At 68.6% G+C, this 22,252-nt stretch carries 20 protein-coding genes; 8 read left to right on the top strand and 12 right to left on the bottom strand.

Features of this window, described 5'->3' with window-relative positions:
* Positions 1–61 precede the first annotated feature (61 nt).
* Positions 62–1,081 carry a hypothetical protein gene (locus tag ACA514_RS30795; protein ID WP_375044769.1) on the bottom strand — a complete coding sequence of 340 codons (1,020 nt, stop codon included), beginning with the start codon at positions 1,079–1,081 and terminating at the stop codon, positions 62–64.
* Between the two features lie 1,427 nt (positions 1,082–2,508).
* Positions 2,509–2,688, bottom strand: coding sequence for a hypothetical protein (locus ACA514_RS30790; RefSeq protein WP_375044768.1), 180 nt, complete (start codon positions 2,686–2,688; stop codon positions 2,509–2,511).
* Between the two features lie 157 nt (positions 2,689–2,845).
* Between ACA514_RS30790 and ACA514_RS30785 the strand changes: the two genes are divergently transcribed.
* Positions 2,846–3,967, top strand: a complete 1,122-nt coding sequence (locus ACA514_RS30785) for a helix-turn-helix domain-containing protein (protein ID WP_375044877.1) — start codon at positions 2,846–2,848, stop codon at positions 3,965–3,967.
* A 149-nt stretch (positions 3,968–4,116) separates the two neighbouring features.
* Complete coding sequence (locus tag ACA514_RS30780) at positions 4,117–4,284, top strand: hypothetical protein (RefSeq protein WP_375044767.1); 168 nt, start codon at positions 4,117–4,119, stop codon at positions 4,282–4,284.
* A gap of 56 nt (positions 4,285–4,340) precedes the next feature.
* On the opposite strand, the gene ACA514_RS30775 is transcribed toward ACA514_RS30780, so the two are convergent.
* The 7 genes from ACA514_RS30775 to ACA514_RS30745 form a co-directional block, all read right to left on the bottom strand.
* Positions 4,341–6,794 (bottom strand): FtsX-like permease family protein, encoded by a 2,454-nt coding sequence (locus ACA514_RS30775; RefSeq protein ID WP_375044766.1) that lies wholly within the window; start codon positions 6,792–6,794, stop codon positions 4,341–4,343.
* Positions 6,781–7,572: an ABC transporter ATP-binding protein gene (locus ACA514_RS30770; protein WP_375044765.1), complete on the bottom strand. Its 792-nt coding sequence runs from the start codon at positions 7,570–7,572 to the stop codon at positions 6,781–6,783. Before ACA514_RS30770 ends, ACA514_RS30775 begins: the two co-directional genes overlap by 14 nt.
* 403 nt (positions 7,573–7,975) lie before the next feature.
* On the bottom strand, positions 7,976–8,515 hold the full coding sequence (locus ACA514_RS30765; RefSeq protein WP_375044764.1) for a nitroreductase family protein: 540 nt from the start codon (positions 8,513–8,515) through the stop codon (positions 7,976–7,978).
* Between the two features lie 333 nt (positions 8,516–8,848).
* Positions 8,849–9,322 carry a hypothetical protein gene (locus ACA514_RS30760; RefSeq protein WP_375044763.1) on the bottom strand — a complete coding sequence of 158 codons (474 nt, stop codon included), beginning with the start codon at positions 9,320–9,322 and terminating at the stop codon, positions 8,849–8,851.
* Between the two features lie 117 nt (positions 9,323–9,439).
* Complete coding sequence (locus ACA514_RS30755; protein WP_375044762.1) at positions 9,440–10,888, bottom strand: DHA2 family efflux MFS transporter permease subunit; 1,449 nt, start codon at positions 10,886–10,888, stop codon at positions 9,440–9,442.
* A gap of 312 nt (positions 10,889–11,200) precedes the next feature.
* Positions 11,201–11,893, bottom strand: coding sequence for a PadR family transcriptional regulator (locus ACA514_RS30750; protein WP_375044876.1), 693 nt, complete (start codon positions 11,891–11,893; stop codon positions 11,201–11,203).
* A 425-nt stretch (positions 11,894–12,318) separates the two neighbouring features.
* Positions 12,319–12,822, bottom strand: a complete 504-nt coding sequence (locus ACA514_RS30745; protein WP_375044761.1) for a MarR family winged helix-turn-helix transcriptional regulator — start codon at positions 12,820–12,822, stop codon at positions 12,319–12,321.
* Between the two features lie 113 nt (positions 12,823–12,935).
* On the opposite strand from ACA514_RS30745, the gene ACA514_RS30740 reads away from it, so the two are divergent.
* The 5 genes from ACA514_RS30740 to ACA514_RS30720 all read left to right on the top strand — a co-directional run bounded on the left by ACA514_RS30740 (position 12,936) and on the right by ACA514_RS30720 (position 17,395).
* On the top strand, positions 12,936–13,514 hold the full coding sequence (locus ACA514_RS30740) for an NADPH-dependent FMN reductase (RefSeq protein ID WP_375044760.1): 579 nt from the start codon (positions 12,936–12,938) through the stop codon (positions 13,512–13,514).
* A 43-nt stretch (positions 13,515–13,557) separates the two neighbouring features.
* Positions 13,558–14,808: an MFS transporter gene (locus ACA514_RS30735; protein WP_375044759.1), complete on the top strand. Its 1,251-nt coding sequence runs from the start codon at positions 13,558–13,560 to the stop codon at positions 14,806–14,808.
* 153 nt (positions 14,809–14,961) lie between these two features.
* Positions 14,962–15,540, top strand: a complete 579-nt coding sequence (locus tag ACA514_RS30730; RefSeq protein WP_375044758.1) for an MFS transporter — start codon at positions 14,962–14,964, stop codon at positions 15,538–15,540.
* Between the two features lie 380 nt (positions 15,541–15,920).
* Positions 15,921–16,826 carry an alpha/beta hydrolase gene (locus ACA514_RS30725; protein ID WP_375044757.1) on the top strand — a complete coding sequence of 302 codons (906 nt, stop codon included), beginning with the start codon at positions 15,921–15,923 and terminating at the stop codon, positions 16,824–16,826.
* Positions 16,827–16,903: 77 nt separating this feature from the next.
* Positions 16,904–17,395: an AAA family ATPase gene (locus ACA514_RS30720; protein ID WP_375044756.1), complete on the top strand. Its 492-nt coding sequence runs from the start codon at positions 16,904–16,906 to the stop codon at positions 17,393–17,395.
* Positions 17,396–17,992: 597 nt separating this feature from the next.
* On the opposite strand, the gene ACA514_RS30715 is transcribed toward ACA514_RS30720, so the two are convergent.
* Positions 17,993–18,613 (bottom strand): NAD(P)-dependent oxidoreductase, encoded by a 621-nt coding sequence (locus tag ACA514_RS30715; RefSeq protein ID WP_375044755.1) that lies wholly within the window; start codon positions 18,611–18,613, stop codon positions 17,993–17,995.
* Between the two features lie 129 nt (positions 18,614–18,742).
* Here ACA514_RS30715 and ACA514_RS30710 point away from each other — a divergent pair, with 129 nt between their 5' ends.
* Positions 18,743–19,462 carry a TetR/AcrR family transcriptional regulator gene (locus ACA514_RS30710; protein ID WP_375044754.1) on the top strand — a complete coding sequence of 240 codons (720 nt, stop codon included), beginning with the start codon at positions 18,743–18,745 and terminating at the stop codon, positions 19,460–19,462.
* Between the two features lie 87 nt (positions 19,463–19,549).
* Here the strand turns inward: ACA514_RS30710 and ACA514_RS30705 are convergent, their stop codons facing one another.
* Together ACA514_RS30705 and ACA514_RS30700 are read right to left on the bottom strand one after the other, a co-directional pair.
* On the bottom strand, positions 19,550–21,529 hold the full coding sequence (locus ACA514_RS30705) for an acetoacetate--CoA ligase (RefSeq protein ID WP_375044753.1): 1,980 nt from the start codon (positions 21,527–21,529) through the stop codon (positions 19,550–19,552).
* On the bottom strand, positions 21,526–22,218 hold the full coding sequence (locus tag ACA514_RS30700; protein WP_375044752.1) for an FCD domain-containing protein: 693 nt from the start codon (positions 22,216–22,218) through the stop codon (positions 21,526–21,528). The genes ACA514_RS30705 and ACA514_RS30700 overlap by 4 nt, the downstream gene beginning before the upstream one ends.
* Positions 22,219–22,252 lie beyond the last annotated feature (34 nt).

Genomic DNA, 22,252 nt, shown 5'->3' with positions numbered 1-22,252 from the left:
GCGCCTCAAAACCGCCGCGCCGGGCCGCGCCGGTGACGGCGGGTACGGCAGCGGCTGGATGTCAGCCGGCGGCCTCCTTCATCTCGCCTATCGCCAGGCGGTAGCGGCAGCAGCGGGGATTGCTCACCAGCTGCTTGTCGATCAGGCCCTTGCCGACCAGCACCCCGAGCCTGCTGCGCAGCCGGTGCATCTCCTCCTCCGCGGTCTGCTGCAGCGCCTCGGCCAGCTCACGCGTGGTGAGCCACCTGTCCGGTACGGCCTCCAGCACCGCCAGCACCTCGGCGTTTCGAGCGGTCAGATGCCCGAACCGGGAACTGGCCGCCGAGCGCCCGCCGGCCCCCGCGCCCTGGCCCTCCTGACCGCCGGGGCGGTCCTGAACCACAGTGCGCACCGCGGTCAGCCGTGGCGCGCCCGGCCCGGCCGGGACCCGGGCTTCGGTCGGCTCGGGCCCATCGGGCGAGAATCCCGCGCGCGAAGGACCCGACTGTGAGCGGTTCTGGCCGGTGGGCTGGCCGGTGGGCTGGCCGGTGGGCTGGGTGCCGGGGCGGCGATAGCGGTACCGGCCGTTGCCGTCGCGCTCAATGAGACCGGCCCGCACCATCTCCAGCAGCGTGTTGCGCACGCTGCGAACCTTGTCATGGTGGAGCGCGGCCGCCAGTTCCCCCGCCCGCCACCAGCGGTCGGGGTTGAGACCGAGAAGCTGCATGATCTGGTGCTTGCGCGGCGACCGAGTCGTGGACAGTGCCGGATGATCGGCGAGCACATTTAGGACAGAGGAGGAAGGGGCATCGGCGGCCTGGTGATTGAACTCGCCTGTGTCCGCGCCCGCCCCGGGAGCGTGGCGTTCTTCCCTATTCTCGGTGAAGGAAAACTTCGTCTCTGCGAAAGTCTCTTCGTCTCCCGCAGGTGCTTGCCCCAGATCGACCATTTCCTGCATCGCCTGCACTATGCGGCTATTGATCTCAGAGCACTGGCGGACAAAGTCAAGCCGAGCGAGCAGGGCGGACTCCTGTTCCTTCAGATCTTCATCCCGTCGGATGTAGAGCGGCAGCAGTTCTGCTGCCCGCCTCGAATCCTCCATGACAGGGAACACTAGCCCGGCTGGGGGGCACGGAAGGCCAGACACGCTGGGGTGCACGCACGAAGGTCCGGTCGCAGGGTCCGGAAGTCGCTGCAGAAGCACCGCCGACGCCCGGCCAAATAATCCGCCATAAAGCAGACGAGTCGGCAAGACAGAACAGCTATAACCACTTTTTGTGGGCGCACCTGCGGCCGCCGTGCAGCACGTGCACCAGGGTCCGGTAGGCGACCGATTCCTCTGATCGGCGTCGCCCGTCAACACCTGTCCGCCCGGCGAACAGGGTCCGGTGAGGAGCAGAACTGTCCCCAGGACACGGTGGCCCGGTCAGTCCCCCAGCCCACGACCGTCAGCGAGAGCAGGTAGGCGAGGCCGGCCAGCGCGCGGTGTGCGGACATCGGCCCTCACCGTGCGAACTGGGCCGGGTCGCTACCGGAGCAGGGGTGCCGGACTTCCCGCGCTACCACTCCGTGCTCGTCCCGAACTGCTGAGTTTCAGCACCGCCGACATCTCCGTCGGCACCCACCCGCCACCGCGCCCGGTGTAGGGCAGGGAAGCTGGGGCTGGAGGCGCTCTACCGCCTCAAGGGCATCGGACATCGACGCCACCATGATCCGAAAATCCGGTCTGCCTGTATGAGCTACATGATGCTGGCGACTGCCGCATCATGAACTCGGCCAGTACCTTGCGGAGCTTGGCGAGAGCCTGGTCGTCGGCTTGGACAGGGTGCCCTCGCTGACGCCGAGCTCGTCTGCGGTATCGCGCCGCGGCTGGTCGTTCGCCAGCCAGCCGTTCGACGACCTCGCGCTGCAGCGGGGTCAAGGGCTCTTTGGTCTGCTCGAGCGTGAAACGGTCCGATCCGCTCCTCGAACGGAGACCCCCTGCCGCGTGCGGCGACTGATCCGCATCGCCTGGTCCATTCGCTGCTACGCGAGCAGGACGTCCCAACCGAAATCGGCGTACCTGCGGTGGTGGCGGGCCGGGTCACTGAGCGAAGCGGCATGCCGAAGGCACAGCCCAACGTTCTCGATCAGTGTGTCCGGCCACCTCTCCAACAGGCAGAAGAAGACCTTCTGGCTAGCGTCTTTGGGCAAGAGCAGGTGGTCAGGCCCGCGTCCCCGCCCCGGCCGGAGCCGCCAGTGCACCGGCCGGTAGCCCCTGCCAAGCGAGCCCGAACACCTTGAACGCCAGCAGCAGGAGGGATCCGGTCAGTCACCCAGCGTGATGACCACTTCGGCTTTCGGGCGCAGCAGCTTGAACGATCCCACCGCCGCGAAGACCACAGCGAGGGTGCTCTGCGAACCCGGGTGAACACGGCCTCGGGGATCGACAGCGAGGAGGACACGGTCGTCTCGTGTCCGTCCGCGTGTCCACCGGGGCAAGGTCGCTGCGGGTGGGGCGGGCGGGGCCGGCCCGCCCTCGACGCCGCGTTATCGGATGAGCAGGTAGAGGGCGAAGGTGCTCGCGGTAGGCAGAGAGATCGCGACGCAGGCGACCAGGAAGCGCAGCAGGGTCGGCCAGCTGGTCATCGCTGTGGACACCAGGGTGCCGATCATCTGCACGGCGGCGACGGCCATGTTCGGTTCGGTGGGGCGCGGGATCCTGCTCACGGTGGTCCTTTCGTCGATGCGGGTCATCGACGAGCAGAATGCGAGGCCTAGGTGTTCACCTTCGACGCATTCTGAGTTCTCGTGCATTCGCCCTGGTGTGAGGGAGTACCGTCCGTGTCGAACTGAACAAGACTGAACGGCGGGGGCCTCGTTGACCGTGATCGACCCGGACCGGATCCAGTCTGGCCAAGACCTGGCCGAGCAGCTGAGCGCGCTGTTCGGCGAGGGCGGCTGGAGCATGCACCGCCTGGCCAAGGCCTCGGGTCTGAGCACGGCCACAGTTCAGAAGATGATCAATGGGCCGGGTGTTCCCCAGGCAAGGACGTTGGAGGCGTTCGTTGCCGCCTGCCAGCAGCCCACGGGGCCGTGGTTGCGAGCTCGCGACCGGGCGGTGAAGAACCGCGAGTCCGCTAAACCCTCCGTCGCAGACCTGCAGGAGCAGTTGGCAGAGGCCAAAGCGCAGGTCCGGCGTGCCGAGGCGGCGCTGCACCTGAACGGGGGTACGCCTGAGCAGATCCTCAAGTCCCACGCCCGGCAGAAGCTGGAGCAGTTCGCCGTCCAGGACCCCATCGCCGACCCCCAGAACGGCCACCTGTACCTGGTCGTCCATCCCGCCGCCGGGGCCGAGGACGCGCTGGTCGACTTGCTCACCCAACGTCCCGAGTACGAACTCGCCCCGATCATCCGCCGCATTGTGCGTGACCGCGGCCATGCGGAGTTCGCGCCGGATCTGGATCGTGGCGCGTGGGAACGGCGCAGCACCGGCTACGCCCTGGTCAGCGGCGTCGACCGAGAGACCGGCGCGATCCACGAGAGCCGCTTCCTGGAGACCTCCGTCCACGAGGACGGATCGGTCACCCTTGTGTGCGGGGTCGGGTGCATCCAGGTGGCCTCGGGATGGCGAAGTGCATCCGCCGACCTCTATGACGAGCAGCCGCAGTATCGCGCGGTGAGTCCCTGGCTGGTCCTTGGCCTGGCCTACGGAGCGCTCGCGCTCGCCGGAACCCTGGCCCGCACGCACAGCGGCTACGAGGGCGATTGGCTGGTCGGCCTGCGTGTGACCGGGTTGAACGGCGCCTGGGCCTACGAAGTCGTCCGGCAAGGGGATCAGGGCATGGTCCTGCCCTACAAGGACTCCGGCTACGAGCGCATCGCCATCTGCGAGACCTCCGATCTGCTGGCGCCGGCGGCCCTCACCGAGAAGCTCACCGGCTCATTGATCCGCGGCCTGGCCATCGGCCATCTCGTGCTGCCCTACCCACGCACGGACACCCCGTAGCGCCACCTGCTGTCAATGCTGTGGCAGACCACCGCGCGAATCGCGTTCGCCGACCTTCCACCCGATCAGCCCGGCCCGGCCGCCTGAGAACCCGGCCACTTGCGCCCGACCGGTTGGTCGGTGTCGCGTGAAAACAGAATAATGAGCGGATGGACGAGGTATCTGTGGTCCGCATCGTTAACGGCCAAATCATGAAGGCGCCCGGCGTGGGGCCGATCACCGAGGTGTACCTTCCGCTGCACGGCCAGGTCCTCGCCAAGTTTCCGCCGAGCAGCGTCGCCCGGTTGATCCCCAGGTCCTCGGCGACCTGCTTGTAGGTCCTGGCCAAGCGGGAAGGCCCACCGTACGGTCCGCCTTGCTGGTCACCGGCGCGTTACTCGCTTATGGGTGTGGTCTCGAAGCGTGCGAGGGTGCGCCAGGCGGCGACGGTGGCAGCGAGTGCGGCTGTCGCGGTGCATAGTGTGACGATCTGGCAGAGACTGGTCCAGGGCAATGCCAGAGGTGGATGGTCGATGATGCGGCTCAGTGTGAGGTGCTGCAGTCCGAGCACCGCTCCCGCGGAGAGGACCGAGACCAGGGTGCCGACGGCCACAGCCAGCACTGCCTCGCTGACGACGATGCAGACGATCTGCCGGTGGGTGGCGCCGGTGAGGCTGAGGACACCTATCTCTCGCCGTCGCGCAGAGACGCTCGTCACGAGGGTGTTGACGAGGGCCAGGAGGGCGTAAGCCACCACGATGCCCAGGATGACGACGTTCGCGAGATGTGAGTCCTGCTTCTCGGCCTGGCTCGCTTGGGCCACGTACGTCGAGACAGGCTCGATTCGCACGCCGGCATCGCGCAGTTCCTTCAATTGGGGTGTCGCGCTCTTGCCGGGGAGGGTACGCAGGAACGCCGTGCCGGGCGTCATGCTTCCCGGGAGATCGTTGGGCACGTAGGCCGCGCCACCTCCGAGCACTGAGTCGACAACGGCGGCGACGTCTACGGTGACGCGATCACCGTTGCCGGCCCACGCCACGAGGGGCTGGCCGATCCGCAGGTCGGCCGAGGCGGCCAGGTCGTGGCCGACCACGATGGCATTGGCGGGTAGCGCGTCGAGCGACCCTTGCCGTACATGTGGCGTCACCACGTCGCCGAGGGCGCTGAGGTCGACGCCTCGCGCGTCGACCGTGTCGAGGACTATGCCGCCCTTCGTGGCCAGGGTGACGACCTCGTCGGTCACTTCGACGCTCCGGATGCCGCCGGTGTGGCGCAGGGCGGAGACGGCTGGGAGGTTGAAGGTACTGCCGAAGTTCGGAGTGGCGACGAAGTCGGCCTGGACCGCGGCAGTGCGCTGGCGGGCGGCCGCGTCACGGCCGGCGTTCTGCATGCCTATCATCCCGCCGAACATGCCGACGGCGAGGACGACTGGCGTCACGATGGCAGCTACCCTGCGTCCGCTGTTGAGGGTGCTCTGGCGCAGCACCAGCGCGAGCGCGCCGAAGCGCATCAGCGGCCAGGTCACCACCCGTGCCACAGGGCGGACCAGCACTGGCGAAAAAATCGCGAGGCCCGCCGCACAAAGGATCGGTACCTCGAAGTAGGTTCCGGGATTCGCGGCGCTTGAGGGGCTGATCACGGCGAACACGAGGGCGATTGTGGCGGCGACGGCCAGGATCAGGCCACCGAGTATCCACCGCACCGGTGACATCACGCGGGGCGAGGCCATCGTCTCCCGCAGGGCGTCGAGTGGCTGGGCGCGAGACGCGCGCCATGAGGCGGCGGCGGAGCCGAGCACCGCCGCTGCGATGCCGACCAGGAACGCGATCACCAAGGCCCCGGGGTGGAAACCGACGTGGAACCACTCTGGAGCCAGTCGGTTGGCCACCATCCAGGACCGCAGCAGCAGGCTGGCGGGGATTCCGAGCAGGCACCCCAGCAGTGCCGCGGCGGCGCCGACCACCACGGTCTCCGCACGGACCATCCTTCGGATCCGCGCGGGCGAGGCGCCCACCAGACTCAGCAGCGCCAGTTCGCGCGCCCGCTGCTCGACGACGAAGGCGAATGTCGCGATCAGGACGAACACCACGACCAGGACCGACAGCCCGGTGGTCATCTGCACTACGGACCGGGCTCTGCCGATACCGCCGACGGCGGCCGGGTCTGCCAACCGCCGCAGGTCGCCGGCGAGCACTGCGGCACTCTCGCTGGACACACGGGCGCGAACCGCGGAGGCCGGCGCCTGGACTGCCACCGCATTCACGGCCGGGGACAGGCGAGCGGCCTCCGCGTCAGTGAAGAAGACCGCGTCCTCGAATGACTTACGCCCAGCCGCGCCGACGACGGTGTACCACGCCGTTCCCAGCGGTGTCACCACCCTGATCTTTTCGCCCAGGGGAGTGGAGTCGGTGTCGTCGGCCGCCACGACGATCTGGTGGTCATTGACCGGCCGATGCCCGGAAAGCAGCTTGTAGGAGGCAAGGGGCGACGAGGACCATCCGTGCCCCACGGCCTCGATCCCGACCCCGGTCGGGCTCTGAACCGCGAAGCTGCGATCCACCACGGCCGGGCCGACGCGCTGTGCCCGATCCACGGTCGCTCGGGGCAGGCCCGCCGGTGCCGGCAACGGCGTCCCGAGGCCGTCGACCGGGACGACGACGCTCTGAGCCGCCGCGAAACGCTGTGGCCCTGGTGAGGGTGTACTCGTGGTCGCCGCCAGGACATGAATGCTGGCGGCCGTGATCAGCGTCCCCACCGCAAGGGCCACGAACGCTCCCACGAAGCTCGACCAGCGCTGCCGCACGCTGGCCAGTCCCAGCTCCCAGGTCAGCCGGTCAAGCCCGCGCACCGATGGTTCCTTCCTCGTCGGAACGGGTCGGCTCGTGGCCGGCCTGACCGTCAGCCCATGGACCGGACTCCAGCAGCGTCATGCGCGCGGCGATCTTCTCCGCGCTCGCACCGGCCAGCTCGCCGACGAGGCGTCCGTCGGCGAGGAACGCCACCCGCTGGGCGTGTGCCGCGGCCACGGGGTCGTGCGTCACCATGATCACGGCCGTTCCGCTCTGCGCCGCGGTGTCGCGCAGCAGGCCGAGGACCTCCCGTGACGAACGGATGTCCAGAGCCCCGGTGGGCTCGTCCGCGAACAGCACCCGAGGGCGGGCGACCAGCGCACGCGCGATCGCCACCCGCTGCTGCTGACCGCCTGAAAGCTGTGTCGGCAGGTGGTCGGCGCGGTCGGCGAGTCCCACACGGTCCAGCGAGCGTGCCACCTGGTCCGGGTCGGGTACACGGCCTGCCAGCCGTACCGGCAGCTCGACATTCTGCTTCGCCGTCAACGTCGGGATGAGGTTGAACGCTTGGAAGACGAACCCGGTGTGGTCACGCCGCAACTCGGTCAAGGTCCGCCGCGGCAGACGCGACGGATCCCGGCCGGCCAACCACACCTGGCCCTCGTCCACACGGTCCAACCCGGCGGCACAGTGCAGCAACGTCGACTTGCCGGAGCCCGACGGTCCCATGATCGCGGTGAACGTCCCAGGTCCGAAGTCGAGCGATACGCCGTCCAGGGCAGCCACCTCGGCCTGACCTGTCCCGTAACGGCGGACCACGTTGTCCAGCCGCACCACTACTGGGAGGGCCGCCGCCGGGGCCAGGCCGCCGCGATTCCGGCGTCTTCCTACAAGGCGCACTGCAACTCATCTCTCCCGCGTGGTAGGTGCCACTCATCGAACTCGAGGTGTCAGCGAGCTCGCGCAGCTCATGTCTCGAGTCTTGAGGTCGGCGACACGCCACGCCATTGGGGAGCACCCCGAACGATCCCCGATCTTCCCGGGCGTCCTTCTAAGGGTTGGCCCGCAACAGCGGGAAGCGGGGGCCGTCACGAGGGATCGATGCCCCCATGGATGTCAAGCCGTCTTCGGTGCTGTGGCTACTGACCGCTCTCAAGACGGCGATGATGGCGGACGGCACCGACGAGCAGTTCCGGGCCGTCCTCAACATCCTGCAGCCAGAGGTCGGGCCGGGCTCCGCTCAGCAGCCGATCCAGCGGGTGATGCGGTCCAGTGGCAAGCGGCCTGTGGGGATGGCGGACCTGCCGGGGGGAGCGGGTGCCGGATAGCCGAGCGAGATGGCGGTACGGACCTTCCAGGGGGTCTGGACCTTGCACAGTCGTCCGGCTTGGTCGGCATTGGAGGAGGGGAAGAAGGAGGCCGGGCAGCTTCCCAGGCCGAGGCCGTGGGCGGCGAGCATGAGGCTCTGGGCGGCCCGTCCCGCGTCGAACTCGGCGTCCTCGCCTCCCACCGCGTGGTCCACGGCGAGCACCACGGCGATGGGAGCGGCGGCCAGATGAGCGGCGTATCCGCCGAGCAGGCTCAACCGCCGCAGCAGACCGCGGTCTCCGATGACGAGGAACCTCCACGGTTGTCGGTTGCGCGCTGATCCGGTCCAGCGGGCCGCCTCCAGCACCCGCACGATCTCGCTCGCGGGCACCGGCCGGTCGGCGAACCAACGGGTGGCCCGCAGCGAGGACACCTGCGCGTGCAACGGCTCACCCAGCTGCTCCCCGCCCATCTGCCCGATCTTAGGACCGAAGGGCACACGAGCCGGATGCCGGATGACACCTTGGCTGCGGCGGGTCATCGGCCACCTTGCCGGCCAGGAGGGTGCGTAGTCCGGTGACGTCAGGGGCTCCGGAGATGGCGGATGCGCCGTCGACGACGAGGGTCGGCACCTGGCGGACTCTGAACTTGATCGCACGCTCCTCGTCAGCTCAGACGTCGGCGCGTAGGCGCCGGTGCCCAGGGCGGAGCGGACTGCCTCGGCGGGAAAGCCGACGCGCGCGGCGAGGCACCACGGGCACATGACGTCTGACCGGATCTCCACCACAGTCACAGGTCTGCTCCTTCAGGAAGAGGGGCGAGGACCAGACCGCGCAACATGACGCAGCCGACCACCATGAACACGGTGCCCATTGCGTCGGCCATGCCGTCCAGGCTGCCCAGCAGACGCCGCGCTTCGGGGTCCCCAGCCACCGCGGGGTCGTGCAGCGCGGTCTGGAGGGCGGCGCGGCCTGCGCTGCGCCCGGTGAAGGGCGGCGACGATGCGTTCCTCGGCCAGCGAGAAGAGGATCGACGACCGGGCGAAGGCGCACGCGGTCATGATGGCCAAGCCGAGCAGCAACAGGCCTTTGTAGCGGCCCGTGCGGGTCGCGAAGGAGCCGCAGAGCCGGCCCGACGCGACGATGCCCAGGGCCTGCGGCAGCAGCATCAGCCCGGCCGCCGTCGGGGACAGGCCCTTGACGAACTGCTGGTAGAGCGGCAGGACGCTGAGCCCGCCGAACACGTCCATGCCGACGACGACGTTGACGGTGTTGGTCATCGTGAACAGCGGACTGGCGAACAGCCGTGGTGGTAGCGCGTATTGTCCTGCTCCGAGCCACGACGGGATCGAAGCAGGACATTGGGGCGCTGTCTTGTGGCTCCCGCCCCCATCGGGCTATCGAGGGCTGCCGGGCTGCATGTGGGACGCCTTTCGGCCTGGCAACGGACGGGCCAGGTGCTTGGGTCGTTTGAGGAAGATGACGACCGGGAACCCGATCCCGATCAGGATCGCGGGCAGCAGCAAGGATTGCGCCATCGCGGTACTGAAGCCGTCGAGCAGTCGGGGCGGCAGGTCGGCGAGTCCTGCATCGGTCGGAGCGGCGATGCCGGAGGTGGCTGGCAGATTGGCGCTCAGCCGGGATTGCATCATCGCTGCGATCGCGGCGCTTCCGAGAACCGATCCGATCTGCCGGGTGGCGTTGTACACGCCGGACCCCGCGCCGGCGACCGACATCGGCAGGTTACGGGTCGCGGAGACGCCCAGCGGCCCGAATGTGAATGCCGTGCCGATCCCGAGCAGGCCCGTGGCAAGCAGCAGCTGCCAGATCGGGATGTCCGGTTGCATCACGCGGCTCATCCACAGCAGTGAGACCGAACACGCGAGCAGGCCGAAGCCGGCCAGGTAGCGGGGGTGATGACGATCGATCAGACGACCGACCCACGGTGCCAGGGCCATGCTGATCAGAGCCATCGGCACCATGAGCAGGGCGGCTTCGGTCGGCGACAGGCCGCGTACGGTCTGCGCATAGATCATGAATGGCAGTGAGAGCGCGATGATCATGAATCCGACCATCGTGATCGCGATGTTGGAGAGAGAGAAGTTACGGTCACGGAAGAGCTCGAGCGGAAGCAACGGTTCGGCGCTGGTGACGCGCTGCCAGATGACGAATCCGATCATCACCGCGATTCCGGCGGCGATCAGCAGCCAGATCCAGCTTGCCCAGTGGTGGCTCTCGCCTTGCTGGATGCCGAAGACGATGAGGAAGATCCCTGCGCCGCTGAGGATCACGCCGAGCGCGTCGAATCGGTGGCTGTGCGTCTTCGGTTTCGGCACGAACCGTAGTGCCAGCACGAGTGCGAGCACGCCGATGGGAACGTTGACGAAGAAGATCCACTCCCAGCCTGGCCCGTCGATCAGCAGGCCGCCTGCGATCGGGCCGACGAGAGATGCGATTCCGGCGACCGCACCCCATAGCGCCATCACCCGTCCGCGATTCTCTGGCGGGAACACGCGGATGATCACCGCCATCGTCTGCGGTGTCATCAGTGCTGCGCCGAGCCCTTGGAAGACCCGTGCGACGATCAACATCTCGATGCCGGTGGACAGCCCGCACCACAACGAGGACGCGGTGAAAACGATGAGCCCGGCCAGATACACCTGTTTCGGCCCGAGGCGGTCGCCCAGTCGGCCAGTGATCAACAACGGGGCGGCGTAGGCCAACAGGTATGCGCTGGTCACCCAGACCACGGAATTGACGTTCGCGTCCAGTGAATTCATGATCGCCGGGGTGGCGACCGAGACGATGGTCGAGTCCACCAGGATCATGAAGAATCCGAGTGTCATCGCCCACATCGCCAGCCACGGTCTGGAAGGGGCGGAAGGAAACCTCGTGGTCGTCGTTCCGGTTTCTCGGGGCAAAACAACTCCTTGATGTCGCACGGTGCATGCGCGATCGGAGTCAGCCGCACGACGGCCTGCCGGACGGTACACTGGAGGTGCGCCTTGAGGTGCCGTCCGGCAGCGGTCTGATGTGCGGGCCGACTCGAGGTTTGGCATGGTCCGGGTGTTATCGCACCCGGGCCATGCGTTTATCTGGACACTCGCCAGAGTGACCTTCTGAGGGTTCCCTCGCAGCTCACCTCGTCTTTCGAGGTGTCATGCGGAAGTCTCACCAAGCGTCATCCACATGGCTCCGGTCTTCCCAAGGAAGGCTTCAGGGTTCTCGGCTATCTCTGCATGGCTCACGCCCTGCCGTCGTAGTTCGTGCATGCGAGCCCAGAGCGAGTAGCCTCCTATGCTTTTGTCGTCTATGGATGCCAGCAACTCCGTCAGGAAGTCCCGTTCGGCGCGCAACAGTGCAAGGGCGAACTCGGTCTCGATCCCGAATATGCGGGGAAGGCCTGTCTCTTCCATCTGTGAGAGCCTGGACTCTTCCGTCTCGATCGATCCTGACAATCGGTCCAGCCGCTGGCGGAGCAATTCGGCCGCCTCGTCCGGCGCGAGAACCGGCCGCAAGAACGCCAGTCCGGCCTCGATCGCCGGATACTCCTTGACCGGCACCCGAACAAGGCCGCGCATCCAGTCGACCAGCTCACTTTCGCCTTCAGGAGTGATCCTGTAGACCGTTCGCTGGGGAAGATTGCCCTCCTGGGACACTCCTTGCTCTTCGATGAAACCCTGTTTGAGCAGACTCCTAACAACCGAGTACAGCGAACCGTAATTCAACCGGACGCTGGTCTCCTTCTGGCGCTGCTTCAGCGTCGCTGAAATCTGGTACGGATGCATCGGCCGCTCCCGCAGGGAAGACAACACCGCCAGCGCCAAAGGGTTGGACCTCGATCTCACCATCACGCTCCTTACTCTACTTAGAGTACCCGATCTCGGGTACTAGGATATCGCGTACGGTGAGGAGCGGTCACCGGCACGCCGACTCCGGCGAGTTCACCGCTGATCCGCAAGTAGCCCTACGTCGGGTTCTCGTGGGACCGACCGCAGCACGCCCACCGAAGTCCGCCTGGGTAGAGGGGAGCCGGGCGTCGGCGGTCCCCGTCGTTCAGATCAGGCCGAACGACCTGACGGCGCAGCGCCGCGACCCTGATGCCTGCCCATGCTCCAGTCACAAATCCAGAGGTCATCGTCCGCGACGGCCTGCGTGTCGTCCTGGAAACCCAGGACGACATCGCCCAGACGCAGGGTGCGGTACAGCCGCAGGGCGCTACCTCGCCGCCCGAGTGTGCGGTCGTCGCCGAAGATGGACCGGCGCAGCGTGCGGGTCAGGTCAGCGACGTGTCCCCGTATGACTCCAAGAGCTTGCGCAGCAGCCGCGCGAGCTCGTCGCACTCGTTCCGGGTGAGGGCCGAGAGCATCCGGACCTCGTTCTCCAGATGCTGCGGGAAGAGTTCGTCGCAGATCTTCTTCCCCTTCTCGGTGAGCTGGATCTGCACCGAGCGGCGGTCGCCTCCCTTCGGCCGTACGCGCTCGACCAGGCCGCGGGACTCCATCCGGTCGATGCGCCGGGTGACGGCTCCTGAGGTGATCATGGACGCCTTGAGGAAGGCGCCGGCCGTCATCCGGTACGGCGGGCTCGAGCGCCGCAGGGTGGTGAGGACGTCGAACTCGCCCGCCTCCAGCCCGTGCCGGGTGTCGAACTGCCGCAGCTCGTGCTCCATGACCCGGCTCAGGCGCTGCACCCGGCCCACGACGCCCGATGGCCAGGTGTCGAGGTCGGGTCGCTCGGCGTGCCAGAGATCTCTGATGGCGTCGACGGCGTCGGACATGACGACTCCTCTGCTCGGTCATTATCTGAATGGTCAGTGACTTGACACTCAGATACTAGCAGTGTTCTATGGCGGATGCCCGACCACGCCGACGACAGAAGTGGAGCCCGACCATGAAGCCGAGCAGCCGCAGCACCGTTCTCGCCCTCTCCGGCAGCCTGCGGGCCGCGTCGTACAACACGGCCCTGCTGCACGCAGCGGTCAAGCACACGGGGGGTGCGACCGACTTCGACATCTACGACCGCCTCGGCCGACTACCCATGTTCGACCAGGACCTCGACAACGAGGATGCGCCGCGGGAGGTCGCCGAGCTTCGGCGGCGTGTGGCCGCGGCAGACGGCCTGCTCATCGTCACGCCCGAGCACAACGCCTCCATCCCGGCCGCGTTGAAGAACTCGATCGACTGGATCAGCACCCCGCCGGCCGGCGGCATCCTGCCGGGCAAGCCCACGGCGATCGCCGGTGCATCCCCGGGGCCGTTCGGCTCCGCACGGGGGCAACTGGCGCTGCGGCAGATCCTCACCAGCATCGGCGCCGACGTCCTGGCCAAGCCCGAGGTGGCCGTCTTCCGCTGCCACGAACGGCTCGACGAAGGCGGCAACGTCACCGACCCCACGACGCTGTCGTTGCTGACCGATCTCACCGACGCCCTGGCCGCTCGCATCGCGGCGGGTCGAGTCGCATCGGCGTGATCCGTGCGCATTCCCCCACAACGCGAAAGGCGGAACGATCCGCATGTCCGCACAGCGCAGTCAAGCGCCCTTCGCCGCCACGGTGGCCGTGCTGTCCATCGCCGCGATGCTCGTCATCGGGCAGTCGTTCATCACCATCCCGCTCATGCCGAGCCTCGGCCGCACCTGGAGCGTGTCGCCGGAGTCGGCGGCGTGGGCCACGACGGTCTTCGCCGTCGCTTACGCCTTCGGCTCCCTGGCCGGCGGCCCGCTTTCCAACCGGTACGGCCGGCGCACCATCCTGACCGGCGCGGTGGCCGCGCTGGCGGTGGCGACCGCGCTGGTGCCGATCGCCACCGACCTCACCTGGGGGTTGGCGGTACGGGCGCTGCAAGGCGTCACGGCCGGCTCCTTCGTCCCCATGTCGTACGCCTACCTGGCCGAACGGGTGCCGGCGCGGCGGCTTCCGCTGGCGCTCACCACCGTCGGCGCCGCCGGTGGCGCGAGCGCGGTGATCAGCCAGATGGAGGGGCAGTTGATCGCGTCGGCGTTCGGGTGGCGGACGGTGTTCCTAGCCTCGGCGCCACTGCTCGCCGCCGCAGCCCTGAGTGTCTGGCGTGTGCTGCTGCCCGACCCGGCCCGCCATGCGCCAGCCGCCGCGAGCGACGTGGTGGCGGGCCACGGGCTGAGGATCCTCGCGTCGGCCCGGCTGCTGCCGCTGCTCCTGGTCGCCGTGCCGACACTCGGCAGCCTCACAGCCCTTTACACCAGTGTGCAGTTGTACGGGCCCCCCGAACTGGTGGGCGACGCCGGCGCCATGTTGAGCCTGCGCGCCAGCGCCCTGCCGGCGATGCTCCTCGCCGTGCTCGCCGCTCCCCGGCTCGGGCGCATCCCCCCGCTACGACGGGCCGCCGCCTCACTCGCCCTGGCGGCGATCGCACTGCTCGCCGCCGCACTGGCCGGGGACAACAGCATGGCGCTCGGGGCGGCGCTGTTCGTCTTCGTCCTGGCCATCTCCACCGTGGGACCCGCCATCGTGCAGGCAATCGGCGTATCCGCCGGGGCCGCCGGCGCCACCGCGATGGCCGTCTACGGTTTCCTGCTCAACCTCGGTTCAGGCGCGGGCGCACAATTCCCGCTCGCAGTGGGCGATCTGAACGGTGTGGCCGTGGGGGTCGCTGTTCTGCTGGCGGCCGGAATGGGCCTGATCGCCATCGCCTCTCGGGCAGCCGGGCGGCAGGCCCGCACCACGATGGTCACAGGACCCGCATCGGGCCCGGGCGCGACCATGTCAAAGCAGGCAGCGCAGCAGTGAATGATCAGCCGTCCACGACGATGTGGAACCTCCACTTCGCGGCCGCCGACCGCGGCATCTGGAAAGCCGGCTCCGTGGCCTGGCGCCGACTGGCGAGGACCATCAGGGGACGAGTGGGCCTGGCCGAGGCGGAACTGGGGCGGACGCTGGACGATGTCGCGCCCGCTGGCACCGCCGGCTTTCACCGATTGCTCTGCGGCCCGGGTCACTTCCGAGCTGACGCGGAAGCTGCGCCAGTGGAAGGCGTTGACTCTGCTGTGCATGACGGGTTTCGAGGTGGTCCTCGACTCCCACATCGTGATCTTGGCGTTGCCGTCGACCGAACGAGATCTCGGCACTTCGGCCGGGGCCGGCCAGTGGGTGCTCAGCGTCTACATGCTGGCTTTCGGTGGTCTGCTGCTGTTCGGCGGCCGGCTGGCGGACCTGCTCGGGCGGCGCCGGGTGTTCATCATGGGGACCGTGCTGTTTATGGTGTCGTCGTTGCTGTGTGCGGCGGGCGGTGCTCCGCGCGGCGGCAGGTCGGCATCCGGGCCCCTCAGCACCCATATCACGTGCGGCGCCGCGGTGGTCGGCGCCGGCGGCGCCTGGTGTCGCGGGAGCGGGTACAAGACGTCAACGTCTCCCCGCCGGACGCCTGCACCTGGACCGCATCACCCGCTGGATCGGCTTTCGAGCGGGGTCCGTCCTTGGCGGGGTGTGGTGATGCGGGTGGTCCGCCAGGGGCCGGAGTGATCAACTCGGCCTATTGGTGCTGGTACAGTGCAGTCATGGTCTACATGTTCGTCCGTTCTCGGACCGCCTGAGACGGGTCTGCTCCCCGCCGGTCACCTGGTGACCCGCGACGGTTGAGCAAGCCCCGGCAGTGCGTGATGCTGCCGCGCGGGCTCCGCTCGATCCGACCCGTCGCCTTCGCACGGCCATCGGTTGATGTGCTCGGCCGCGTTCTGCCCTGATGGGCTGACGCACGGCTCGACGGCCATCGCCCTCGATGCGCCTGTGCCATCACCGAGCCCACTGCTGTGCGCGCTCACCACTTCCTTCAGCGGCTGCTGCATCCTCATGCCCGAGGCCGGGGTGTGGCCGCCGTGCCCAATCCGATCGGATCGATCTGTATGTCATCTGTTCCCAGCAGCCCGTCCCGTCCTGAACGCGGGCCCGCTGACGCTCCCGGCGCTCCTACCTTCGTGCTGGTCCATGGCTCCGGCACCAGCTCGTTCATGTGGGCACCGATCCAACGCGAACTGGCGTTGCTCGGCCACCGCAGCTACGCCGTCGACCTGCCGGGCCACGGTCTGGACGCGCAGTACCCGGTCGCCTACCAGGCCCCGCAGGACCTGGAGGCGTGGGCGAACGAGCCCTCGACGCTGGGCGGGGTCACCCTGCAGGACAACATCGACACCGTCGTCGACGTCGTCGAACGCATCGCCGAGCACGGGCCGGTGGTCCTGGTCGGCGTCAGCCTCGGCGGAACGACCATCACGGGGGTGGGCAACGCGATCCCCGAGCTGGTGAGCCGGCTGGTGTACATCTCCGCGTGGTCATGCGTGCAACTGCCCGGCCCGATGGAGTACATGCAGGAGCCCGAGTTCGCCGACAACCTGATGGCGCCGCTGTACGCCTTCAACGTCGGAGATCCGGCCGAGCTCGGTGCCGGCCGGGCCAACTACCGCACCGCCGACCCGGCCCTGCTGGCCGCTCTCAAGGCGGCGGCGATGGCCGACATCACCGACGAGCAGTTCCGGGCCTTCCTCAACATCATGCAACCGGATGAGTCCATCCCGGTGATGACCGCCGACGCCCGCGTCCAGGCCGACACCTGGGGCACCATCGCCCGCACTTACATCCGGCTCGCCGATGACCGGACGCTTCCGGTGGCCATGCAGGACCGGCTGATCGCCGAAGCCGACGCCCTGACGCCGGGCAACCCCTACGACGTCCACACCCTGGACACCTCACATGTGGGGTTCATCTTCAAAGCCGCAGAGGTGGCCGCCATCCTCGACAAACTGACGAGATAACGACGGATCAGAACGGCCTGGTGTCCGAGCGTTCCACGCCCGGACACCAGGCCGTCATGGAGCGGAAGGATGCGCCGATGACGCAGGACGGCCCCGGTTCGGTGATCGTGCTGACCGGGCCCTGTGGTGCCGGAAAGAGCACGGTCGCCCGGCTCATCACCGATCGCCTGAAGCCGAGTGTCCATCTGCACACCGACGACTTCTACACCTGCATCCGGCAAGGCTTCATCCCGCCGTATCTGCCCGAATCGCACCGCCAGAACGAGGTGGTCCTCGGAGTGCTGAGCGGATGTGCTTTCGGCTACGCCGCCGGCGGCTACCATGTGGTACTCGACGGCGTGGTCGGACCGTGGTCCGTCCAGAAATTCCGCACGGCCGTCGAGCAGGCCGCGATCCCGCTCAGCTACGTCATCCTCCGACCGGAACTCGACGTCGTCATGACCAGAGCGACCGGTCGCGGACCCGAAGCGCTCACCGAGCCAGGACCGGTACGACAAATGTACGAGCAGTTCACCCGCCTCGGAGAGTACGAGCCGTACACCTTCCGATTCGGGTCGGCTCATACCTGACGAGACCGCCACGGCGATCCTCGATCGCGTCACCGCCGGCTCCTTCCGCCTGCCCTGACACGGCGCCTCGCACGACTACTCCGGTCCTCTGAGCCGACACGCCGGCTACCCCTCCGATACAGATCCGCCGCCGTGGCGCCATACCACCGGCGTGGCACTCGGTCACCAGGTTCGACGACCATGACCCGAACTTCTTGGAGCCGGCTCACGCTGGCAGCGCCTCGGCCAGGACACCGGTCGCTATACCTGGTAAGGCAGGTGGCGAGCGTGGGCCATCGAACCTGCGTCCACCTGACATTTGGTCATGCTCGCAGGAGTGGAAGAAAATCTTGCTTAGCGTGGAATCCGGAGTGGAGAGGGCCCGGAGTCGCTGCTGGTCAGGGCGTTTCGTCGGTACCCCACTCGGGGGTACCGACGAAAGTCCCGCCCCCACACTGACGAAAAGACCCCGAAGCTAGCAAGCTTCGGGGTCTTCGTCGTTCCGGAGCCAGTCTTCTGTGACCGCAGGGACCGATGGGGCAGGCGCGCAGGAAGGCGCCTCGGCCCTTGGGGCCGGTTTGTGGTGGGTGTGCCGGCGTCGTGAGCGCCGGCGGCACCTCATCGGAGCGGTACGACGATTTCTCCGGTGCGGTATCCCGTCTCCGCCTCGTCCAGCATGAGGGAGGCCAGTGAAGCTCGGGAGATCCGAGGTGGCAGCAGGGGACGCTTCAGATCCGCGAGCGGCACGATGCGGCGAGTGGGGCTGATGGGCCCGACCCACAGGTCCGGGGCGTGAAAGACCGTGGCGCCCGCCTTCAGGGCGATCTCGTCGGCCTCCGCCTTCTCGGCGAGTTCCCTGCCTACCGCCAGGCGCATGATCGCCTGGTAGATCCGCCCGCCCGCATTGGTCGACACGCCCGATCCCAGGGCGCCCAGCCACACGGTGCGGACACCGGTGTCGGCGAGCACCTTCGCCCCGGCGACCAGCGTGCCCGGGCCGTCGCCCTTGCTGACGCCGATCGCCGAGACGACCGCGTCGACGTCGCCCAGGTCCGGGAAGGTCGTCGGCTGGAGGACGTCCGCCTGGCGGACCTCGAGCTGCCCCGCCTTGGCGGACGCGGGGGCCTGGTACCGGTCCGGAGCGCGGACGAGGGCCACCACCTGCTGGCCCCGCTCGAGTGCCTGGTCCACGAGGAGGCGGCCGACCTTGCCGGACGCGCCGAGTACCGCGGTACGCATGATGAACCATCCCTTTACTGAACAAGTGTTGGTTACTAAGTGAACAACCGTTGGTTAGGGATGTCAAGGCGGTGCCCAGGTAAGGTGAACAACTGTTGTCGATCGTTCGCACCGGCCGGGGAGGGGAGAGTGCCCGAGCAGCGGGCCGCCACCCGCAGGCGCAATCCGCGAGGCCAGGGGCAGGTGCTCCGCGCCCAGCTCGTGGAGGCCGCGGCGAGGCTGCTGGCCACTCTCGACCAGCCCGAGACGTTGACGCTGCGGCAGGTCGCGCGCGAAGTCGGGGTGGCGCCGGCCAGCATCTACGGTCATTTCCCCGACCTCAGTGCGCTGATCCAGCATGTGCTGCGGTTGCGCTACGACGAGTTGGCCCGGGTGATGGGCGAGGCCGCTCGATCGGCCCCGGATCCGCTGGCCGGCCTCGTGGCACGGTGTGCGGCCTACGTGCACTGGGGAGTCGAACAACCCGGTCACTACCGGACTCTCTTCGGGAGCCGTATGCCCGCCGACCTCGTCCCCGGATCAGCCCACAGCGCCGGCGCCGACCTGCTCGACTCCGTCGTCGTCTCCCTGGCGGCCGTCACCGACCCGGACCGGACGCGGACGGCCGAGGAGCAGTGGCAGGCCGGCTTGATGCTCTGGACCGCCATGCATGGTCTGATCAGCCTCTACAACGACCACGGGAACATCCCCTGGCCGTCATTGGACGGCTTGCTCGCAGAGCTGATCGGCCTGCACACCGCACGCCCGGCCACCGAGATCGGGGCCCTCCTGGCCCAGAACGCAAGGCGACAGGGTGATGCGCGAGCGCAACCCGGCGATGGCTCCGACGTGTCGCCGGCGGCCGAGTAGCGAGGGCTCCGGCGCGGAGTGCCGGCGCCCGACCAGGACGTTCGAGTCAGGGAGACTGGAGCGAGTACGACGCTGCCGTGCGCGTACTCAAAGGCCCGCAGCGTGGCGTCGCGCGCGACGGTGCGCGCCGACCTCGGCGTACCAGTCCAGCAGTTCAGGCCGGTCGACGCTCGTCGGATCGACGACGTCCGCCACCGGATGGCCCAGGAGGACCCGCTTCACCGGGACTTCGAGCTTCTTGCCGGTGCGCGTGTGCGGGACGCCCGGCGCGGCGATGATGTCGTCCGGTACGTGGCGCCGGGACGCCCGCGCGGCGATCTCGCCGCTGATGGTCGCGCGGAGGGCATCGTCGAGTTCGGCCCCGTCGGCGAGCGTCACGAACAGCGGCATCCAGTAACCGCCGTCATCCTGTTCGAGGCCGACGACCAGGCATTCGGTGACCTGTGGGATCGACTCGGCGACGGCATAGATGTCGCTGCTTCCGATGCGGACTCCTCGGCGATTCAGGGTGGCGTCGGAGCGACCGTGGATGACCACCGAACCGCGGTCGGTGATGGTGATCCAGTCCCCGTGGCGCCACACTCCGGGGTAGGTGTCGAAGTACGCGGCGCGGTAACGGCTGCCGTCGGGATCGTCCCAGAAGGAGACCGGCATCGACGGCATGGGCTTGGTCACGACGAGCTCGCCGACCTCGTCGCGGACCGGCCGGCCTCGGCCGTCGAAGGCGTCGAGGGCGACGCCGAGCAGTGGTGCGGACAGTTCGCCGGCCCAGATCGGCACGTTCGGTGCGCCGCCGACGAACGCCGTCACCACGTCGGTTCCTCCGCTGCTGGAGACGATCCGTACGCCGCTCGGCAGCTGCCCGCTCAGCCACTGGAAGCCGTCGGCGGCGAACGTGGAGCCGGTGATCCCCACGGTGCGCAGGGCCGAAAGGTCGTGCCGGGAAAGGTCGGCGCCGGCCTTCCGGCAGGCGCCGATGTAGGCGGGGCTGGTGCCGAGGAGCGTGACGCGCAGCCGCGCGGCGTGCGCCCACAGCGCGTCCGGGGCGGAGAATCCCGGACTGCCGTCGAAACAGACGATCGTGGTGCCGACGAGCAGGCTGCAGACCAGCGCGTTCCACATCATCCAGCTGGGCGTGGTGTACCAGAGCATCCGGTCGCCCTCGCGCAGGTCGAAGTGGAGCCCGTTGCACTTCAGCTGTTCCAGCAGCACGCCGCCGTGTCCGTGGACGATGCCCTTGGGGCGTCCGGTCGTGCCCGAGGAGAACAGCACCCAGAGCGGGTGGTCGAAGGGCACGGGGACCGGTTCCAGCGGGACCGACGCGTCGGCGGTCAGGTCGTCCCATCCGATCGCGCCGGGCACGGCGTCGGGGTCCCCGACGATCACCACCGCCGCCAGGTCGGGCAGTGAACGGGCCAGCTCCCGTACCGCGTCCCCGCTGTCGACTTCCTTGCCCGCGTACCGGTAGCCGGTGCCCGCGACGAGCACCCGCGGCTTGAGCTGGCCGAGCCGGCTCTGGGCCGCCGCGGGCGCGTAGTCGAGCCCGCAGACCGCCCAGATCGCGCCGATGCCGGCCGTCGCGAGGAAGGCCACGACCGCCTCCGGCCCGTTGCTCAGGTAGCCCGCCACCCGGTCGCCGCGGCCGACGCCCAGCCGCCGCAGGCCCTCGGCTGCCGCCGCCACCTTGGTCGAGAGCGCGGACCAGGTCAGGTCGACCTCGCGGCCGTCCTCGGTCGCGGCGACCAGGGCGACGCCGTTCGGATCGCGGCCCTTGAAGACCTGGTCGACGAGGTTGGGCTCGGTTCCCGGGAACCAGCGGGCGCCCGGCATGGCCTCGTCGGTGAGCACGTCGGAGCCGTCCGGCCTCGGGGGCAGGCCGAAGAAGTCCCAGACCGCCGACCAGAAGCCGCTCAGGTCGCCGGTCGACCACTCCCACAGCGCCTGGTAGTCGGTGAGGCGGCGTCCCGTGCGCGCCGAGGCGAAGCGCGCGAAGTCGGCCAACCGGCTCTTCGCGAAATCGTCCGGCGAGGGTGTCCAGGCCGGCGCCGGGGTCGGTGTGCCGTTCACGCTTGGACCTCGGTTCCTTCGCTGATCCCGCGGGCCAGGATCTCGGTGGTACAGGCGATGTGCCGGTGCAGCAGCTCGGGACCGAGCTCCGCGTCGCGTGCCAGGGCGGCATCGGCCAGCGCGCGGTGCTCGCCCGCCAGGTCGCGCTTGACATCGGCTCCCAAGGGGGCGGCCCAGTGCCGGTAGAGCTCGGCTTCCGCCCGCAGCATCTGCGTCACCTCGCGCAGCCGGCGGCTGCGGCAGCCGGCGAGCAGGGCGGCGTGGAAGTCCTCGTGCGCCGCGTACCACGAGGCGTCACGTTCCTTCGATGAACGGGCGGCCTGCTCGCGCAGCGCCAGCAGGTGATGGGTCGCGACGATGCCCGACTCCCAGTGCTCGTCGCCTTCGAGTATCGCCTTGCGGAAGGTCAGGGGTTCCAGCTCGACCCGCGCGGCGGTGAGGTCCGTGAGCTGCTCGATGGACAGTTCGGCCACGGTGTAGCCCTGGTGCGCCTGGACGCTCACGAGCCGGTCGGCGGCGAGGCGCACCAGGGCTTCGCGGGCGACGCCCACGCTGGTCTCGTAGGTGGCGCAGAGGTCGGGGAACTTGAGGCGCTGACCCGGCTTCAGGCGCGCGGCGAAGATGTCGGCGCGGATGCGCTCGTAGACCTCGGCCGTCCTCGTCTGCCGTGGCTTGCTGGGCCTGATCATGACACCACCTTAGAAGATTTCGATGTTCCGGACA

The sequence above is a fragment of the Actinomadura sp. NTSP31 genome (assembly GCF_041951385.1).
GTDB classification, from domain to species: Bacteria; Actinomycetota; Actinomycetes; order Streptosporangiales; family Streptosporangiaceae; genus Spirillospora; species Spirillospora napierensis.
This window is presented reverse-complemented; position numbering and strand designations above follow the sequence as displayed.

What these genes read in the sequence shown, in the direction of transcription:
- ACA514_RS30745 (WP_375044761.1), bottom strand. Translation starts at nt 12,822, where the DNA reads ATGTCCGACGCCGTCGACGCCATCAGAGATCTCTGGCACGCCGAGCGA.
- ACA514_RS30780 (WP_375044767.1), top strand. Translation starts at nt 4,117, where the DNA reads ATGGACGAGGTATCTGTGGTCCGCATCGTTAACGGCCAAATCATGAAG.
- ACA514_RS30755 (WP_375044762.1), bottom strand. Translation starts at nt 10,888, where the DNA reads ATGACACTCGGATTCTTCATGATCCTGGTGGACTCGACCATCGTCTCG.
- ACA514_RS30750 (WP_375044876.1), bottom strand. Translation starts at nt 11,893, where the DNA reads ATGGTGAGATCGAGGTCCAACCCTTTGGCGCTGGCGGTGTTGTCTTCC.
- ACA514_RS30730 (WP_375044758.1), top strand. Translation starts at nt 14,962, where the DNA reads ATGTCGCGCCCGCTGGCACCGCCGGCTTTCACCGATTGCTCTGCGGCC.
- ACA514_RS30700 (WP_375044752.1), bottom strand. Translation starts at nt 22,218, where the DNA reads ATGATCAGGCCCAGCAAGCCACGGCAGACGAGGACGGCCGAGGTCTAC.
- ACA514_RS30720 (WP_375044756.1), top strand. Translation starts at nt 16,904, where the DNA reads ATGACGCAGGACGGCCCCGGTTCGGTGATCGTGCTGACCGGGCCCTGT.
- ACA514_RS30760 (WP_375044763.1), bottom strand. Translation starts at nt 9,322, where the DNA reads ATGACCAACACCGTCAACGTCGTCGTCGGCATGGACGTGTTCGGCGGG.
- ACA514_RS30765 (WP_375044764.1), bottom strand. Translation starts at nt 8,515, where the DNA reads ATGGGCGGGGAGCAGCTGGGTGAGCCGTTGCACGCGCAGGTGTCCTCG.
- ACA514_RS30740 (WP_375044760.1), top strand. Translation starts at nt 12,936, where the DNA reads ATGAAGCCGAGCAGCCGCAGCACCGTTCTCGCCCTCTCCGGCAGCCTG.
- ACA514_RS30715 (WP_375044755.1), bottom strand. Translation starts at nt 18,613, where the DNA reads ATGCGTACCGCGGTACTCGGCGCGTCCGGCAAGGTCGGCCGCCTCCTC.
- ACA514_RS30795 (WP_375044769.1), bottom strand. Translation starts at nt 1,081, where the DNA reads ATGGAGGATTCGAGGCGGGCAGCAGAACTGCTGCCGCTCTACATCCGA.
- ACA514_RS30725 (WP_375044757.1), top strand. Translation starts at nt 15,921, where the DNA reads ATGTCATCTGTTCCCAGCAGCCCGTCCCGTCCTGAACGCGGGCCCGCT.
- ACA514_RS30735 (WP_375044759.1), top strand. Translation starts at nt 13,558, where the DNA reads ATGTCCGCACAGCGCAGTCAAGCGCCCTTCGCCGCCACGGTGGCCGTG.